We start from the raw sequence: 16,049 nt of genomic DNA, 5'->3' as shown, positions 1-16,049 counted from the left end.
TTCGTTCAAGCGAAGGTCTTGGCGAAGGCGTCGATCTCGGCCTTGAGCTTGGCGCGCAAATCGTCCGATAGCGCCTTCTCCTTGCGGATAGCATCGAGCACGTCCTTGCCGGCCGAGCGCATGTGGCTGAGCAGGCCATGCTCGAACTTGCCGACCTGGTTCAGCGGCAGCTTGTCGAGATAGCCGTTGACGCCGGCGAAGATCACCGCGACCTGCTCCTCGACCTTGAGCGGCGAGAATTGCGGCTGCTTGAGCAGCTCCGTCAGGCGCGAACCGCGATTGAGCAGACGCTGCGTTGCCGCGTCGAGGTCGGAGCCGAACTGCGCGAAGGCAGCCATTTCGCGGTACTGCGCGAGCTCGCCCTTGATCGAGCCGGCGACCTGCTTCATCGCCTTGATCTGCGCCGAGGAGCCGACGCGCGACACCGACAGGCCGACGTTCACCGCCGGGCGGATGCCCTGGAAGAACAGGTTGGTTTCGAGGAAGATCTGGCCGTCGGTGATCGAGATCACGTTGGTCGGGATGTAGGCCGACACGTCGTTGGCCTGCGTCTCGATGATCGGCAGCGCGGTCAGCGACCCGTTGCCGTTGTCGTCGTTGAGCTTGGCGGCGCGCTCGAGCAGGCGCGAATGCAGGTAGAAGACGTCGCCCGGATAGGCTTCGCGGCCCGGCGGGCGGCGCAGCAGGAGCGACATCTGGCGGTAGGCGACGGCCTGCTTCGACAGATCGTCGTAGCTGATCAGCGCATGCATGCCGTTGTCACGGAAATATTCGCCCATGGTGCAGGCGGTGAACGGCGCCAGGAACTGCATCGGCGCCGGATCGGACGCGGTGGCGGCGACGATGATCGAATATTCGAGCGCGCCGCGCTCTTCCAGCACCTTGACGAACTGCGCGACGGTCGAGCGCTTCTGGCCGACGGCGACGTAGACGCAGTAGAGCTTTTCCTTCTCGGGGCCGTTGTCGTGCACCGACTTCTGGTTCAGCATCGTGTCGAGGATGATGGCGGTCTTGCCGGTCTGGCGGTCGCCGATGACCAGCTCGCGCTGGCCGCGGCCGACCGGGATCAGCGCGTCGATGGCCTTCAGTCCGGTCGACATCGGCTCATGCACCGACTTGCGCGGGATGATGCCGGGCGCCTTGACGTCGACACGCTTGCGTTCGGTCGCCTTGATCGGGCCCTTGCCGTCGATCGGGTTGCCCAGCGCGTCGACGACGCGGCCGAGCAGGCCCATGCCGACAGGCGCGTCGACGATGGCGCCGGTGCGCTTGACGGTGTCGCCTTCCTTGATGTCGCGGTCGTTGCCGAAGATGACGACGCCGACATTGTCGGCTTCGAGGTTCAGCGCCATGCCGCGGATGCCGCCCGGGAATTCGACCATCTCGCCGGCCTGGACATTGTCGAGGCCGTAGACGCGGGCGATGCCGTCACCGACGGACAGAACCTGGCCTACTTCGGAGACCTCGGCCTCCTTGCCGAAATTCTTGATCTGGTCTTTCAGAATTGCGGAAATTTCCGCGGCGCGGATGTCCATCAGCCGACCTCTTTCAGTGCAAGCTTGAGCGAATTGAGTTTGGTTTTGAGCGACGTATCGATCTGGCGCGAGCCCATCTTGACGATCAGGCCGCCGAGCAGCGATGGATCGACGGTCATGGCGATGGCCACATCCTTGCCGGCGATGCTCTTCAGCGTCGCCTTGAGTTCAGTCTGCTGCTCGGCCGTCAGCGCATGCGCCGAAGTGACCTCGGCGGATGCCTCGCCGCGATGGTCGGCGGCAATCTGGCGGAACGCCTTGATCATGCCGGGCACTGCGAACAGGCGGCGGTTCTTGGCCACGACGCGCAGGAAATTGCCCACCAGGCCGGTGATGTTGGCCTTGTCGGCGATGGCGGCGATGGCCCTGGCCTGGTCCTCGCTGGAAAACACCGGGCTGTTGATCAGCCGCGCAAGATCGTCGCTGCCGTTGAGCATCGCCTCGAAGCTGGCGAGGTCCGCCTCGACCCGGGCGACCGAATTGTCCTGCAGCGCGAGCTCGAACAACGAGCCGGCATAGCGCTCTGCGACAGCTGAGATTGGCGATGACGATTGGGCCACGGACCGTCTTTTCTCTTGTCTGACAGGCCGCAGATTGTTGGCGCGAGCGAAAACTCTGGCTAAATCTTTGACCTTACTGCGATTTTTCCAAGCACGGAGGCGCGGCTTCCGCTATCCCCGGTCGAAAGTCGATTGCCGTCTAGCACAGGCTTTTTAAGACCGCAATGCATCGTCCGGCATGGTTTTCAGGCACTTTTGTCGCATCACCGGGATAAGGCCAAGCTCAAGCCCCGGATTGGTCGCAGATTCACGGCACCAAGCCGAAAGCAAAGGCCAGCGGCAGCGCCGCCAGCGCCAATTCAACCACGATCGAAATCCAGTTGAAAGGGGTGTTGGCGCCGTCCGACATCATCGACAGGAGCCGGCCGAAGGCGGTGAACAGCCAAGAGAAGCCCAGCGCCATGTAGAGCAGCGGCTGCGCCAAGAGAATGCAGCACAGGCTGACGCCGAGGTAGAAGCCCGACATCCGCCCGCGTCCCTCGGCGATCGCCGCCGCCTTCTCCGGCCTCGGCTGCAGGCGCAGCAAGCGAAACGCGAGCCCCGGCGCCAGGAATAGGAACAGGCCGAGAGCCAGCGTCACGACGGCGCTCGACCAGGCCAGCCATTCGCCCTGGCTTGCGGGCCATGGAAACGCGAAGTCCATCTTATCCCCTCGTAAAGTCTTGTTCTGAAAATGCCGGCATTCTAGCGGAGGAAAATGGGCACGCCAGATGGCGGCAGGAACATTAGAAAAGACGCATCAGAGGGCCAGCGTCACGCGAGCGCGAAGTCGACCGCGGCCTCGGCATGGATGCGCGTCGTGTCGAAGACCGGAATGTCGAAATCGCCCTGGCCGATCAGCATGGTGATCTCGGTGCAGCCCATGATGACTCCGTCCACCCCGTCGTCGCGCCGCATCCGGCCGACCTCGTCGAGATAGGCGGATTTCGATTCGGACCTGACGATGCCCTGGCAGAGCTCGTCATAGATCACCTTGTGCACCATGTCGCGGCCGGCCTGGTCCGGCACCACCGGCTGGAGGTCGTATTTGTCGGCAAGCCGGCCCTTGTAGAAATCCTGCTCCATGGTGAAGCGCGTCGCGAGCAGCGCGGGCCGCTTCATGCCCGTGGCGGCGACGGCCTGCCCGGTTGCGTCGGCGATGTGGATGAGCGGGATCGATATCGTCGCCTGCACCGCGTCGGCGAGCTTGTGCATCGTGTTGGTGCAGACCACCAGGCCCTGGGCGCCGCCGGCCTCCAGCTTGCGTGCGGCTGCCACCAGAAGGACGCCGGCGCCTTCCCAATCGCCCGCATGCTGCCGTTCGGCGATCTCGGCGAAATCGAACGACCACAACAACAGCTTCGCCGAATGCAGCCCGCCCAGCCGCTCGCGCACGATCTCGTTGAGAAAGCGATAATAGATCGCGGTCGATTCCCAGCTCATGCCGCCGATCAGGCCGAGGGTTTTCATAGCGCCCACTCCGTTGGGACTGTCTCTCGCGCTTATAGGAAGCTCTGCGGGTCGATGTCGACCTGCACCCGAACCGAGCCGCGCAGCTTCGGCCCATTCGCCAGCATGGTGCGGATGAAGCCCTGCATGTCGGCGCGCCGCTCACCCTGGATGAGCAGGCGGAAGCGGTGACGACCGCCGATCAACGACAGCGGCGCCTCGGCCGGCCCGAGCACGAAGAGATCGGAGGCCTGCGGCGCCGCGCGCCGCAAGCCGCGCGCATGGCTTTCGGCTTCAGCTCGTGTTGCAGCACTCACGATGATGCCGGCGAGCCGGCCGAACGGCGGCAGGGCCGCTCGCTCGCGCTCGGCGATCTCGCGCTCGTAAAACGCTTCCGAATCGCCGGAGACGATTGCCCGCATCACGGGATGGTCGGGCTGGTAGGTCTGCAACAGGCCGAGGCTCTTCTTGCCTGTGCGGCCGGCGCGGCCCGTCACCTGGCTGAGCAGCTGGAACGTGCGCTCGGCGGCGCGCGGGTCGCCGTTGGCGAGGCCAAGGTCGGCGTCGACCACGCCGACCAGCGTCATGCCGGGAAAATTGTGCCCCTTGGCGACGAGCTGCGTGCCGATGACGATGTCGGCCTCGCCATTGGCGACGGCCTCCAGCTCCAGCCGCAGCCGGCGCACGCCGCCCAGGAGGTCCGAGGAAAGCACGATGGTGCGGGCATCCGGGAAATGGGCGACCACTTCCTCGGCGATTCGCTCGACGCCTGGGCCGCAGGCCACCAGATGGTCGAGCGTGCCGCATTCCGGGCAGGCCTCAGGCCGCCGCTCGTTGTGGCCGCAATGATGGCAGACGAGCTGGCCGCGAAAACGGTGCTCGACCAGCCAGGCCGAGCAGACCGGGCAGCCGAAGCGGTGGCCGCAGACCCGGCAGAGCGTCAGCGGCGCATAGCCGCGCCGGTTGAGGAAGAGCAGCGACTGCTCTTTTCTCTCCAGCGTGCGCTGCATCTGTTCCAAGAGCACCGGCGACAGGAAGCCGCCGCGCGCCGGCGGCGAGCGCCGCATGTCGATCGACTTCAGGTCGGGAAGTGCTGCTTCCGCGAAGCGCGACGACAGCACGGCCCGGTCGTAGCGGCCCTGGCTGGCGTTGACCCGGCTTTCCACCGAGGGCGTCGCCGAGGCGAGCACGACGGGAAAGCCGCCGATATGGCCGCGCACCACCGCCATGTCGCGGGCGTTGTAGAAGACGCGGTCTTCCTGCTTGTAGGCGGGATCGTGCTCCTCGTCGACGACGATCAGGCCAAGTTCCTTGAACGGCAGGAACAGCGCCGAGCGCGCGCCGGCGACGACGCGCACGCCGCCTTCGGCCACCTGTCGCCAGACGCGTTCGCGCATCCGGGGCGGCAGGTCGGAATGCCACTCCGCCGGCTTGGCGCCGAACCGGTCCTGGAAGCGTTCGAGGAAAGCATGCGTGAGCGCGATTTCCGGCAACAGGATCAGCACCTGCCTGTCCTTGTCGAGCGCCGCCGCCACCGCCTCGAAATAGACTTCCGTCTTGCCTGAGCCGGTGACGCCGTCGAGCAGCGTCACGTTGAAGGTATCGGCGGCGACAGCGGCGCGCAGCTTGTCCGCCGCCGCTTTCTGGTCCGGCATCAATTCCGGCACGGCGTGAGAGGGGTCGGGCGCTGCCACCACCGGCCGCGGCGGGATCATTACCGTCTCGAACACGCCCTGGGCCCGCAATCCGTCGATGACGGTCGAGGACACGCCCGCCGCATGTGCAAGGCCCGAACGAGTCCAGGCCAGCCCGCCCTTCGCGGTTTCGAGCACCCGCCGCCGCGCATCGGTCAGTCGGTCGGGTTCGGCCAGCGTGCGCTGAAGCCCTTCGATCCACGGCTCGGGGTCGAATGCCTCCGGCGCTCTTAGCAGCATGCGCGCCACCATGCCCGGGGCAGAGAGCGTGTATTGCGCGATCCAGTCGACGAAGCGGCGCATGTCCCGGTCGATCGGCGGGCAGTCGAACACCTCCTCGATCGGCCGCAATTTCTTCGCATCGACCGCCTCGACCGCGCCGTCCCAGACGATGCCAGCCACCTGCCGGGGCCCGAGCGGCACGCGCACGATCGAGCCCGGCACCACGCGCATGCCGGGCGGCACGGCGTAGGTGTAGGGCCGTTCGGCGGGCATCGGCACCAGCACGGGCGCGGCTGCGACGAAGGGCGAATCTTCCATCATCAGGCGTGACCTTGCCTCGACTTTGCTCTAGATCAAAGGGGACCCTCTTACGTGCCTGGCAGTCGCCGGGCGATCCCCAAGGAGACAGCCATGAAGTTTTTCGTCGACACCGCTGACATCAAGGAAATTAAGGAGCTGCACGACCTGGGGCTTCTCGACGGCGTCACCACCAACCCGTCGCTGATCCTGAAATCGGGCGGCAAGATTTCCGAGGTCACCAAGCAGATCTGCGACATCGTCGAAGGCCCGGTTTCGGCCGAAGTCGTGGCGACCGAATACAAGGACATGATGGCCGAGGCCAAGGTGCTGGCCAAGATCGCGCCGAACGTGGCCATCAAGGTGCCGCTGACGCTGGACGGCCTCAAGGCCTGCAAGACCATCCGCACCGAGATGAACCGCATGGTCAACGTCACGCTCTGCTTCTCGGCCAACCAGGCGCTGCTCGCCGCTAAGGCCGGCGCCTCCTTCATCTCGCCCTTTGTCGGCCGCATCGACGATACCGGCTCAGACGGCATGGAGCTGATCTCGGAAATCCGCACCATCTACGACAATTACGATTTCAAGACCGAGATCCTGACCGCTTCGGTGCGCACGGTGAATCACGTCAAGCAGGCCGCGCTGATCGGCGCCGATATCGTCACCGCGCCGCCGGCGACGCTGAAGGCGCTGGTCAATCACCCGCTGACCGACAAGGGCCTCGCCGCCTTCCTCGCCGACTGGGCCAAGACCGGCCAGAAAATCGGCTGAGGTCGAGCCCGCGTGAAACCAAAAAGGCCGGGCGACCGGCCTTTTCTGTAGGCTCAAGCGGCGCGCGGAGGCGTGTTGAGATTCAGGTCAGGGCGAGCTGAAAATGACGGTTTGCGAGAACCGGAGCGGAGCGTACTTAAAGTACGTGAGCACCGGAAGCGCAGGAAACCGGCATTTGCAGGCCGGCCTCACCTGAATATCGACATGCCTCAGGCTTTCTTGCCGTGCTTGGCCAGATCCTGCGCGATCGACAGCCGCAGCAGGTCGGCCAGTTCGCGGGCGGCGCGGTTCTCGGCGTCGATCTGTGCGCGATAGGCCGCGAATTCCTGGCGCGGCCGGTCGAAGGATGAGGGGATCGAGCGCTTGCCGACGGCAATCACCGTGTTGGTCGCGGTGTCTCTCAGCACATAGTTGGCGCTCAGCGTGACCGTGCCCGCCGTCGGCTCGTCTTCCTGGGTCTGCACCTGCACGATAGCCGCCGATTCGACCAGCTCGGTGACGCCGAGATCGAGTGTGTAGGCCGGCGAGGCCGGTTCGCCCGAGCCCTGCCCGAAGGCGAAGATCAGATTGTTGCGCACCTGCTGCGCGTAGCGGGTCTTGACCGGCTTGATCGAGATGGAGGCCAGCTCGGCGGAGGCGCTGAGTTGCGACCCGGGCGACAGCGGCTGGTTGGAATAGAGAGGCCTGACCGTGCACGCCGAGACCAACGCAAGCGCGGCGGCCATGCCGCAGACCGCAAGGCGGCCGCGCAGGCGGGGCGCTTGTGACTTCACCGGATCAGGCAACGACATTGACGATCCTCTGCGGGACGATGATCACCTTGCGCGGAGCTTTACCTTCCAGTGCCTTTTGCACGAAGTCGAGAGCCAGCACCGCTTTTTCGACGGCACCTTGATCCGCGTCGCGGGCAATTGTCAAATCCCCGCGCTTCTTGCCGTTGACCTGCACCGGCAGCACGATCTCGTTGTCGACGACCAGCGCCGGATCGTAGACCGGCCACGGCCGCTCGGCGATCATCTCCGTACCGCCCAGCGCTTCCCAGCATTCCTCCGCCAGATGCGGCATGACCGGCGCGATGATGTGCACCAGGATTTCCACCGCCTCGCGGCAGGCGCTTTTCAGCGCGGTGTCCGCCTTGCCCTCGGAGACATCGTTGAGCGGCGTCGCCAGCGCGTTGGCGAGCTCGTAGATGCGGGCGATGGCGCGGTTGAAGCCGAGCTTCTCGATATCTTCGCCGACCGCCTTCAGGATCTTGTGCGCGGCCTTGGACACGGCGCCCGCCTCGCCATCCTTCGCCGCTGCCGGTTTCACACCGGGCAGCTGCTCGGCCGCGATCTGCACGAGGCGCCAGATGCGCTGCACGAAGCGGTGCGCGCCGGCCGCACCCTCGTCGGTCCATTCGACGTCGCGCTCCGGCGGCGAATCCGAGAGCATGAACCAGCGCGCCGTGTCGGCGCCGTAGCCGTCGGTGATCTCTTCCGGGCTCACCGTGTTCTTCTTCGACTTCGACATCTTCTCCAGCGCGCCGATCGTCGCCTCCTCGCCGGTGGCGATCTCGACAGCGCGGCGCTTGCCGCCTGCGTCCTCGAGCCTGACCTCGCTCGGCGACAGCCAGCGTCCGTTGTTGGATGGGCCCCCGACACGGTAGGTCTCGTGCACGACCATGCCTTGCGTGAACAGGCCCTTGAACGGCTCGGCCAGATTGAGGTGACCGGTCTCGCGCATGGCGCGAGTGAAGAAGCGCGAATAGAGCAGATGCAGGATCGCGTGCTCTATGCCGCCGATATACTGGTCGACCGCCAGCCATTCGTCGGCCGCCTTAGGCTCGGTCGGCTCGTTCGCCCAGGGCGCGGTGAAGCGGGCGAAATACCAGGACGAATCGACGAAGGTGTCCATCGTGTCGGTCTCGCGCCGTGCATCGCGGCCGCATTGCGGACACTTCACATGCCGCCAGGTCGGATGCCGGTCGAGCGGATTGCCCGGGCGGTCGAACTCGATGTCGTCGGGCAGCTTCACCGGCAGGTCGGCCTTCGGCACCGGCACCACGCCGCAGGCCTCGCAATGGATCATCGGGATCGGGCAGCCCCAGTAGCGCTGGCGCGAGATGCCCCAGTCGCGCAGGCGGAAATTCACCTTGCGCTCCGCCATCGGCCGGCCGCCGATCGTCTTTGCTTCGAGCAGCTTCGCCACTTCATTGAAGGCCTTTTCGGGCTTCATGCCGTCGAGGAAGCGCGAATTGATCATCACGCCGTCATCGACATAGGCCTCCTCGGTGATCTGGAAGGTCTTGGCGTCGGCACCTTCCGGCATCACCACCGGGATCACCGGCAGGCCGTATTTGTTAGCGAAGTCGAGGTCGCGCTGATCGCCCGATGGGCAGCCGAAAATGGCGCCGGTGCCGTATTCCATCAGCACGAAATTGGCGACATAGACCGGCAGCGTCCAATTCTCGTCGAACGGATGGACGACGCGGATGCCGGTGTCGAAGCCCTTCTTCTCGGCCGTCTCGAGCGCCGCCACCGAGGTGCCCATGTGGCGGACCTCCTCGATGAACTTCGCCAGCTCGACATTTTGCTCTGCAGCCTTCCGCGCCAGCGGATGGTCGGCGGCGACCGCCATGAAGGAGGCGCCGAAGATAGTGTCTGGCCGGGTCGTATAGACTTCCAGCTCATGTGTGTCGCCGACAGGCTTCGCCAGCGGCCAGCGTATCAGCAGCCCTTCCGAGCGACCGATCCAGTTATGCTGCATCAGCTTGACCTTCTCCGGCCACTCTTCGAGTCCGTCGAGCGAATCCAGCAGGTCCTGCGCGAAGTCGGTGATCTTGAAGAACCACTGCGTCAGTTCGCGCTGCTCGACCAGCGCGCCCGAACGCCAGCCGCGGCCGTCGATGACCTGCTCGTTGGCAAGCACCGTCATGTCCTCCGGGTCCCAGTTGACCTTGGAGGATTTGCGCGTCACCAGGCCCTTCTCGACGAAATCGAGGAACAGCATCTGCTGGCGGTGGTAGTAGTCGACGTCACAGGTCGCGAACTCGCGCGCCCAGTCGAGCGACAGGCCCATCATCTTGAGCTGCTCGCGCATGACCGCGATGTTTTCGTAGGTCCAGTCCTTGGGGTGGACCTTGTTCTGCATGGCGGCGTTTTCGGCAGGCATGCCGAACGCGTCCCAGCCCATCGGATGCAGCACGTTGAAGCCCTTGGCGCGCTTATAGCGCGCCACCACGTCGCCCATCGTGTAGTTGCGGGTGTGGCCGATATGGATCTTGCCCGACGGATAGGGGAACATTTCGAGCACGTAGTATTTCGGCTTCGGGTCGTCGTTGCGGGCCTCGAACAGCTTCTTTTCGGCCCAGGCCTTCTGCCATTTGGGCTCTGACGTGCGCGGATTGTATCGTTCAGTTGCCATCGGATGTTTTTCACTTAAAAGCAGGTGCGCGGTGCTGGATTGAGGCGTGTTGATATTCAGGTCGGGCCGAGCCGAAAATGGCGGGTTCCGAGAACCGGAGCGGAGCGTACTTAAGGTACGTGAGCACCAGAAACGCAGGAAACCGGGCATTTGCAGGCCGGCATCACCTGAATATCGACAGGCCTGGGCCGGCAGCCGAGACAATGTCGTCGCGGTGTTCACCATGGATTGCCGGACCCGTCAACTGCGGCGAGCCGGCCCGGCCATGAAAACTATAGGCAGGATAGTGGCATGACGAACGCCGTAGAGCAGCTTCATGCGGTCAAGGCGAAGATCGCGAGCGCCGAGCGCGAGGCAAGGCGCGAGCCCGGCGCCGTTACGCTTGTCGCCGTGTCGAAGACCTTCACGGCCGAGGACATCCGCCCTGTGATCGAGGCCGGCCAGCGCGTTTTCGGCGAGAACCGTGTGCAGGAAGCCCAGGGCAAATGGCCGGCGCTGAAAGCGGCATTTGCCGATCTGGAACTGCATCTGATCGGTCCGCTTCAATCCAACAAGGCAAAGGAAGCGGTCGCGCTTTTCGATGTTATCGAGACTGTCGACCGCGAGAAGATCGCCGCGGAGCTCTCGAAGGAAATGGCCCGGCAGGGCCGGACGCCAAGACTTTACGTTCAGGTCAACACCGGCTCCGAGCCGCAAAAGGCCGGCATCGAGCCGCGCGAGGCGATCGCCTTCGTCAAGCGCTGCCGCGACGTTCACGGTCTCGCCATCGAAGGCATGATGTGCATACCGCCGGCCGATGAAAACCCCGGCCCGCATTTCGCGCTGCTGGAAAAGCTCGCCCGCGAGGCCGGCGTCGCGAAACTTTCGATGGGCATGTCCGGCGATTACGAGACCGCCATCGCCTTCGGCGCGACCAGCGTCAGGGTGGGGTCGGCGATCTTCGGCAGCCGGTGACGCCGTCACCCGCTACTTTTCGCTGGAGCTGATTGATCACCCGCTGCCGCGGCATTATATCTAGCCAAGCTAGCTAGGAGCTGCGCATGAACTGGCATCTTCAGGACGCAAAGAACAATTTTTCAAAAGTGGTCCAGCGCGCCCGGACCGAAGGGCCGCAGACGGTGACGCTTCGCGGCGAACGGGCTGCGGTCGTGCTTTCCGCCGAGGACTACGACCGCCTTGCGGGGAAGAAGAAATCGCTCGCTGAATATCTTCTTACCGGCCCCGGCTGGGACGATGAGTTTGATAAGGAAATCACCCGCCGCTCGGATACGATGATCAGGGATATTGATCTCTGATGTACCTGCTCGACACGAACGTGGTTTCGGACGTGCAAAGGTGGCTCTCGAAACCAACGGCTTGGCTGGCTTCGGTGGATCCGACCTCGATCAGTCTCAGTGTGATCACCATCGGTGAGATCGAACGTGGAATCGTCAAGCAGCGCAAGGCCGATCCCGACAGGGCAGCGCGGCTTGACGTCTGGCTGCGGGAACTGCGGCGAGACAATGCGGACCGCATCCTGGCGATCACGGAAGAGGTCGCCCTCGCGTGGGGCCGCATCACGGCGGGACGTACGCGAGGGAACGCCGACAGTCTCATTGCGGCGACCGCTCTTGTGCACGACCTGATCCTGGTCACTCGAAACGTGGCCGGCTTCGAAGGCCTGGGCGTGACGGTCGTCGATCCCTGGGACGTTTGACAAGATCCGCTGATTGCAACTTCACGTCAAGTTGACCACCTCCCTTGCGTCAGAACTTGAAACGAAACGGTCCGTTCCTATTTGCCTGGTGTCATTCAATCCTTCTCTCGGGGAAAGCTCACCATGCGCTACAACCAGCTTGGCAATACCGGCCTGTTCGTCTCGGAATTCTGCCTCGGCACCATGACCTTCGGCGCCGCCGGCGAGAACGCCCAATGGGGGCTGATCGCCAGCCTCGACCAGAAGGGCGTCAACGAGATCGTCGGCCGCTCGATCGCCGCCGGCGTCAATTTCTTCGACACGGCCGACGTCTATTCCTTCGGCCAGTCCGAGCAATTGCTGGGACAATCGCTCAAGGATCTCGGCGTCAGACGCTCGGACGTCATCGTCGCCACCAAGGTGCACGGCGCCATGGGCAACGGGCCGAACGATCGCGGCTCCTCGCGCGGCCACATCATGGATTCGGTCGATGGCAGCCTGAAGCGGCTGCAGCTCGACCATATCGATCTCTATCAGCTGCACGGCACCGACACGGTGACGCCGATCGACGAGACGCTGCGCGCGCTCGACGACCTCGTCGCCAGCGGCAAGGTGCGCTATGTGGGCGTCTCCAACTGGCAGGCCTGGCGCATCGCCAAGGCGCTGGGCATTGCGGAGCGCAAGGGCCTTGCCCGTTTCGAGACCGTCCAGTCCTACTACTCGATCGCCGGCCGCGATCTCGAGCGCGAGATCGTGCCCTTGATCAACGAGGAAAAGCTTGGCCTGATGGTCTGGTCGCCGATGGCGGGCGGGCTGCTTTCCGGCAAATACGGCCCCGGCGCGCCGGGCAATGGCGAGGGCCGCCGCGCCTCCTTCAACTTCCCGCCGGTCAATGAGGACCGCGCCTGGGCGGCGGTTGCCGTCATGCGCGAGGTCGCCAAGAAGCACGGCGTCAGCGTCGCCACGGTGGCGCTGGGCTACGTGCTGGCAAAACCCTTCGTCATGAGCGTCATTATCGGCGCCAGCCGCATGGACCAGCTCGAGCAGAACCTCGCCGCCACCGGCTTGCAGCTCGACGCCGACGATCTCGCCAGGCTCGACGAGGTGAGCGCGCTGCCTGCCGAATATCCTGGCTGGATGCTGGAGCGGCAAGGCGCCGGCCGGCGTCCGGCACCGTTCGTGCCGAAGGCGTAATTCCGTTCGAGCAGTGAGCCGCGTGCCACCGGCGCGCGGCTCTTTCCACACTCAGAGACGGACGGTCTCCGCGAGAAAGTCGAGGAAGGCCCGCACGCGGGCCGGCAGATGCTTGCCCTGGCCGACATAGACGGCGTGCGTCGGCTCCTCGTCGCCTGGATTGAATTGCTCGAGCAACGGCACGAGACGCCCCGCGGCGATGTCGGGCTCGACATGCCAGCGCGCCAGCCGCGCTATGCCGGCGCCGGCCAGCGTCGTTCGCCGCATCGCCTCGCCGTCGGTCAGCGACATGTTTCCGACGATCGGCATGATGATCGATTTGCCTGCCGCATCGACGAAGGGCCAGCCTTCGATATGCCTGGCGAAGCCGAAGGCCAACATGTTGTGGCGGACGAGGTCGGACAATGCGCGTGGCGTGCCGCGCGCTTCGAGATAGGCAGGCGACGCGACCAGCACCATCCGGCTCTGGCCGAGCTTGCGCGCAACCAGGCGTGACTCGCGCAGCGGCCCGGCGCGGATGGCGACATCGGCGCGCTCCTCCAGAAGATCGATGACACTGTCGGTCAGCACGGCTTCGACGAAAATCTCGGGATAGCGCTCCAGGAAACGCGGCAGCAATTCCATCAAGCGGTGCTGGCCGAACGGCACATAGGAATTGACCCTCAGCCTGCCGCGCGGCGCCGCGCCCGCCGCGGCTTCCCGTTCGGCCGCGTCGAGATCGGCGAGGATCCGCGCGCCGCTGTCATGGAAGGCCAGGCCTTCCGGCGTCAGTTGCAGCTTGCGCGTCGAGCGGCTGATCAGCCGCGCGCCGAGCCGCGCCTCCAGCCGCGCGATCAGCTTGCTCACCGCCGACGGCGTCATCCGCAGCGCCCGCGCCGCGGCGGAAAAGCTGCCCGCCTCGACGACGCGGATAAACACTTCGATCTCACCGGAGCGGTTGATGTCGGGCCTCGCCATTCATGAATCTATTTCACAGAAAATGTGCCTGGTGCAAGGCTGGTTCACAGCTTGCCCGATCACGATCTTCTCCGCGCATGATCCTGAAAAGTGGAAACCGGTTTTCGGGAGATCATGCGCCAGCAAAGATTTGGGGCGCGGGACTGAGCGTCCTTTCCTGGACCAGACGGACAATTGCCATGCCCCTTGCTCTCTATGCCCTCACCGCCGGCGCCTTCGGCATCGGTGTCACCGAATTCGTCATCATGGGCCTGCTGCTCGATGTCAGCTCCGATCTCGGCGTCTCAATCTCGGCGGCGGGCCTGCTCATTTCCGGCTATGCGCTGGGCGTCGTCGTCGGCGCGCCGCTGCTTGGCGCCTTGACCGGCCGCCTGGCGAAGAAGACCCTGCTGCTTGCGCTCATGGTGGTCTTCACCGTCGGCAACCTGGCCTGCGCGCTGGCGCCCGACTACTGGACGCTGATGGCGGCGCGTGTGCTCACCGCCTTCGCCCACGCCTCCTTCTTCGGCGTCGGCTCCGTCGTCGCCACCAGCCTGGTCGCGCCCAACAGGAAGGCCTCAGCCATCGCGCTGATGTTCACTGGCCTCACCGTCGCCAACATCCTCGGCGTACCCTTCGGCACCTGGCTCGGCCAGGCTTATGGCTGGCGCTCCAGCTTCCTCGCCGTCACGCTGGTCGGCGTCATCGCCTTTGCCGTGATCGCATTGCTGGTGCCCCGCGACGAGCCGGCGACGCGGGACGAGGAGGAAAGCTCCGAAGGCACGCTCGCCGTGCTCGGCCGCCGGGCAGTGCTGCTCGGCCTTCTGACCACGGTGCTGAGCTGGGTCGGCGTCTTTGCCGCCTTCACCTATCTGGCGCCGATTCTGACCCGCGTCACCGGCTTTTCCGAGGGAGCCGTATCGCCGATCCTGCTCGTCTTCGGCGGCGGGCTGGTAGCGGGCAATCTGCTTGGCGGACGCCTCGCCGACCGGCACCTGGTGCCGACGGTCGTCGGCACGCTGATAGGCCTGTCGGCGGTGCTGTTCATCATGGCCGCGGCGATCCACCAGCCGGTCGCAGCGATCGTCGCCGTTGGCCTGTTGGGCGCTGCCGCTTTCGCCACTGTCGCGCCGCTGCAGATGTGGGTGCTGGAGAAGGCCAAGGGCGCCGGCCAGGGCCTGGCCTCCTCCTTCAACATCGCCGCCTTCAATCTCGGCAACGCCATCGGCGCCTGGCTCGGCGGCTTCGTCATCGACCACGGCCCCGGCCTCGGCGCCGTACCCCTGGTCGCGGGCCTGGTGCCGCTCACGGCGCTCGGCGTCGTGCTGATCGCGCTGCGCCTCGAGCGCGGCCGGGCGATCGGCAAGCCGGTCACGGCGCAGTGCTGAGCGCTGACCCCTTCGACATCCAATCAGGAGAAAAAGATGGACTATCGACCTCTCGGCGCTTCCGGCCTGAAAGTGCCGGCGCTTTCCTTCGGCGCCGGAACTTTTGGCGGCTCCGGCCCGCTCTTCGGCCATTGGGGCAACAGCGACGCGAAGGAGGCGCGCCGGCTGGTCGACATCTGCCTCGAGGCAGGCGTCAATCTGTTCGACACGGCCGATGTCTATTCGAACGGCGCCTCGGAGGAGGTGCTTGGGGAGGCCATCAAGGGCCGCCGCAACGTGGTGCTGATCTCGACCAAGACGTCGCTGCCGATGGGCGACGGCCCGGCCGACTGGGGCTCGTCGCGCTCGCGCCTGATCCGCTCCGTCGACGCGGCGCTGAAGCGCCTCGGCACCGATTATATCGACCTGTTTCAGCTCCATGCCTTCGATGCCTCGACGCCCGTCGAGGAGGTGCTGTCGGCGCTCGGTGACCTCGTGCGCTCCGGCAAGCTGCGCTATGTCGGCGTCTCCAACTTCTCCGGCTGGCAGGTGATGAAGTCGCTCGGCCTCGCGGAAAAGCACGGCTACCCGCGCTACGTCGCGCATCAGGTCTATTATTCGCTGGTCGGTCGCGACTATGAGTGGGAGTTGATGCCGCTCGGCCTCGACCAGGGCGTCGGCGCGCTGGTGTGGAGCCCGCTCGGCTGGGGCCGGCTGACCGGCAAGATCCGCCGCGGCCAGCCCTTGCCGGAAAAGAGCCGGCTGCACGGCACCGCCGATTTCGGCCCGCCGGTCGAGCACGAGCATCTTTTCAAGGTGGTCGATGCTCTGGAAGCGGTCGCCGCCGAGACTGGCAAGACCGTGCCGCAGGTCGCCATCAACTGGCTGCTGCAGCGGCCGACCGTCTCATCCGTGATCATCGGCGCGCGCAACGAGGAGCAACTGCGCCAGAACTTAGGGGCCGT

At 65.2% G+C, this 16,049-nt stretch carries 15 protein-coding genes; 7 read left to right on the top strand and 8 right to left on the bottom strand.

Going from position 1 to position 16,049, the window contains the following annotated elements; translation table 11 throughout:
* Window positions 1–5 precede the first annotated feature (5 nt).
* The 5 genes from atpA to FJW06_RS13810 form a co-directional block, all read right to left on the bottom strand.
* Complete coding sequence (atpA, locus tag FJW06_RS13830; RefSeq protein ID WP_140752540.1) at window positions 6–1,535, bottom strand: F0F1 ATP synthase subunit alpha; 1,530 nt, start codon at window positions 1,533–1,535, stop codon at window positions 6–8.
* On the bottom strand, window positions 1,535–2,095 hold the full coding sequence (locus FJW06_RS13825) for a F0F1 ATP synthase subunit delta (protein WP_140752538.1): 561 nt from the start codon (window positions 2,093–2,095) through the stop codon (window positions 1,535–1,537). The genes atpA and FJW06_RS13825 overlap by 1 nt, the downstream gene beginning before the upstream one ends.
* A 247-nt stretch (window positions 2,096–2,342) precedes the next feature.
* A complete protein-coding gene (locus FJW06_RS13820) occupies window positions 2,343–2,738 on the bottom strand; it encodes a DUF4345 family protein (protein ID WP_140752536.1) in 396 nt (131 codons plus the stop codon).
* 110 nt (window positions 2,739–2,848) lie between these two features.
* Window positions 2,849–3,544 (bottom strand): aspartate/glutamate racemase family protein, encoded by a 696-nt coding sequence (locus FJW06_RS13815; RefSeq protein ID WP_140752534.1) that lies wholly within the window; start codon window positions 3,542–3,544, stop codon window positions 2,849–2,851.
* Window positions 3,545–3,576: 32 nt separating this feature from the next.
* On the bottom strand, window positions 3,577–5,760 hold the full coding sequence (locus FJW06_RS13810) for a primosomal protein N' (protein ID WP_140752532.1): 2,184 nt from the start codon (window positions 5,758–5,760) through the stop codon (window positions 3,577–3,579).
* 90 nt (window positions 5,761–5,850) lie between these two features.
* Here FJW06_RS13810 and fsa point away from each other — a divergent pair, with 90 nt between their 5' ends.
* Window positions 5,851–6,507, top strand: a complete 657-nt coding sequence (fsa, locus tag FJW06_RS13805) for a fructose-6-phosphate aldolase (protein WP_041011097.1) — start codon at window positions 5,851–5,853, stop codon at window positions 6,505–6,507.
* A 209-nt stretch (window positions 6,508–6,716) separates the two neighbouring features.
* On the opposite strand, the gene lptE is transcribed toward fsa, so the two are convergent.
* Together lptE and leuS are read right to left on the bottom strand one after the other, a co-directional pair.
* Complete coding sequence (gene lptE, locus FJW06_RS13800) at window positions 6,717–7,298, bottom strand: LPS assembly lipoprotein LptE (RefSeq protein WP_140752530.1); 582 nt, start codon at window positions 7,296–7,298, stop codon at window positions 6,717–6,719.
* Window positions 7,285–9,912 carry a leucine--tRNA ligase gene (gene leuS, locus FJW06_RS13795; RefSeq protein ID WP_140752528.1) on the bottom strand — a complete coding sequence of 876 codons (2,628 nt, stop codon included), beginning with the start codon at window positions 9,910–9,912 and terminating at the stop codon, window positions 7,285–7,287. Before leuS ends, lptE begins: the two co-directional genes overlap by 14 nt.
* A gap of 291 nt (window positions 9,913–10,203) precedes the next feature.
* On the opposite strand from leuS, the gene FJW06_RS13790 reads away from it, so the two are divergent.
* The 4 genes from FJW06_RS13790 (at window position 10,204) to FJW06_RS13775 (ending at window position 12,781) form a co-directional block, all read left to right on the top strand.
* Window positions 10,204–10,866, top strand: coding sequence for a YggS family pyridoxal phosphate-dependent enzyme (locus FJW06_RS13790; protein ID WP_140752526.1), 663 nt, complete (start codon window positions 10,204–10,206; stop codon window positions 10,864–10,866).
* Between the two features lie 86 nt (window positions 10,867–10,952).
* A complete protein-coding gene (locus FJW06_RS13785) occupies window positions 10,953–11,207 on the top strand; it encodes a type II toxin-antitoxin system Phd/YefM family antitoxin (protein WP_140752524.1) in 255 nt (84 codons plus the stop codon).
* Window positions 11,207–11,608 (top strand): type II toxin-antitoxin system VapC family toxin, encoded by a 402-nt coding sequence (locus FJW06_RS13780; protein ID WP_140752521.1) that lies wholly within the window; start codon window positions 11,207–11,209, stop codon window positions 11,606–11,608. Before FJW06_RS13785 ends, FJW06_RS13780 begins: the two co-directional genes overlap by 1 nt.
* 123 nt (window positions 11,609–11,731) lie before the next feature.
* Complete coding sequence (locus tag FJW06_RS13775; RefSeq protein WP_140752519.1) at window positions 11,732–12,781, top strand: aldo/keto reductase; 1,050 nt, start codon at window positions 11,732–11,734, stop codon at window positions 12,779–12,781.
* A gap of 51 nt (window positions 12,782–12,832) precedes the next feature.
* On the opposite strand, the gene FJW06_RS13770 is transcribed toward FJW06_RS13775, so the two are convergent.
* Window positions 12,833–13,738 carry a LysR family transcriptional regulator gene (locus tag FJW06_RS13770; RefSeq protein WP_140752517.1) on the bottom strand — a complete coding sequence of 302 codons (906 nt, stop codon included), beginning with the start codon at window positions 13,736–13,738 and terminating at the stop codon, window positions 12,833–12,835.
* A 179-nt stretch (window positions 13,739–13,917) separates the two neighbouring features.
* Between FJW06_RS13770 and FJW06_RS13765 the strand changes: the two genes are divergently transcribed.
* Window positions 13,918–15,105 carry an MFS transporter gene (locus FJW06_RS13765; protein ID WP_140752515.1) on the top strand — a complete coding sequence of 396 codons (1,188 nt, stop codon included), beginning with the start codon at window positions 13,918–13,920 and terminating at the stop codon, window positions 15,103–15,105.
* 36 nt (window positions 15,106–15,141) lie between these two features.
* A partial coding sequence (locus tag FJW06_RS13760; protein WP_140752513.1) for an aldo/keto reductase occupies window positions 15,142–16,049 on the top strand: 908 nt, incomplete at its 3' end.

Source organism: Mesorhizobium sp. B4-1-3 (assembly GCF_006439355.1).
Taxonomy (GTDB): Bacteria; Pseudomonadota; Alphaproteobacteria; order Rhizobiales; family Rhizobiaceae; genus Mesorhizobium.
Note: the sequence above shows the minus strand (reverse complement) of the source record. Positions and strands in the feature narration are given on the sequence as shown.

Coding starts and splice junctions, on each gene's coding strand:
- FJW06_RS13820 (WP_140752536.1), bottom strand. CDS start 2,738: ATGGACTTCGCGTTTCCATGGCCCGCAAGCCAGGGCGAATGGCTGGCC.
- FJW06_RS13785 (WP_140752524.1), top strand. CDS start 10,953: ATGAACTGGCATCTTCAGGACGCAAAGAACAATTTTTCAAAAGTGGTC.
- FJW06_RS13780 (WP_140752521.1), top strand. CDS start 11,207: ATGTACCTGCTCGACACGAACGTGGTTTCGGACGTGCAAAGGTGGCTC.
- FJW06_RS13815 (WP_140752534.1), bottom strand. CDS start 3,544: ATGAAAACCCTCGGCCTGATCGGCGGCATGAGCTGGGAATCGACCGCG.
- FJW06_RS13765 (WP_140752515.1), top strand. CDS start 13,918: ATGCCCCTTGCTCTCTATGCCCTCACCGCCGGCGCCTTCGGCATCGGT.
- fsa (WP_041011097.1), top strand. CDS start 5,851: ATGAAGTTTTTCGTCGACACCGCTGACATCAAGGAAATTAAGGAGCTG.
- lptE (WP_140752530.1), bottom strand. CDS start 7,298: ATGTCGTTGCCTGATCCGGTGAAGTCACAAGCGCCCCGCCTGCGCGGC.
- FJW06_RS13775 (WP_140752519.1), top strand. CDS start 11,732: ATGCGCTACAACCAGCTTGGCAATACCGGCCTGTTCGTCTCGGAATTC.
- FJW06_RS13790 (WP_140752526.1), top strand. CDS start 10,204: ATGACGAACGCCGTAGAGCAGCTTCATGCGGTCAAGGCGAAGATCGCG.
- FJW06_RS13810 (WP_140752532.1), bottom strand. CDS start 5,760: ATGATGGAAGATTCGCCCTTCGTCGCAGCCGCGCCCGTGCTGGTGCCG.
- atpA (WP_140752540.1), bottom strand. CDS start 1,535: ATGGACATCCGCGCCGCGGAAATTTCCGCAATTCTGAAAGACCAGATC.
- leuS (WP_140752528.1), bottom strand. CDS start 9,912: ATGGCAACTGAACGATACAATCCGCGCACGTCAGAGCCCAAATGGCAG.
- FJW06_RS13770 (WP_140752517.1), bottom strand. CDS start 13,738: ATGGCGAGGCCCGACATCAACCGCTCCGGTGAGATCGAAGTGTTTATC.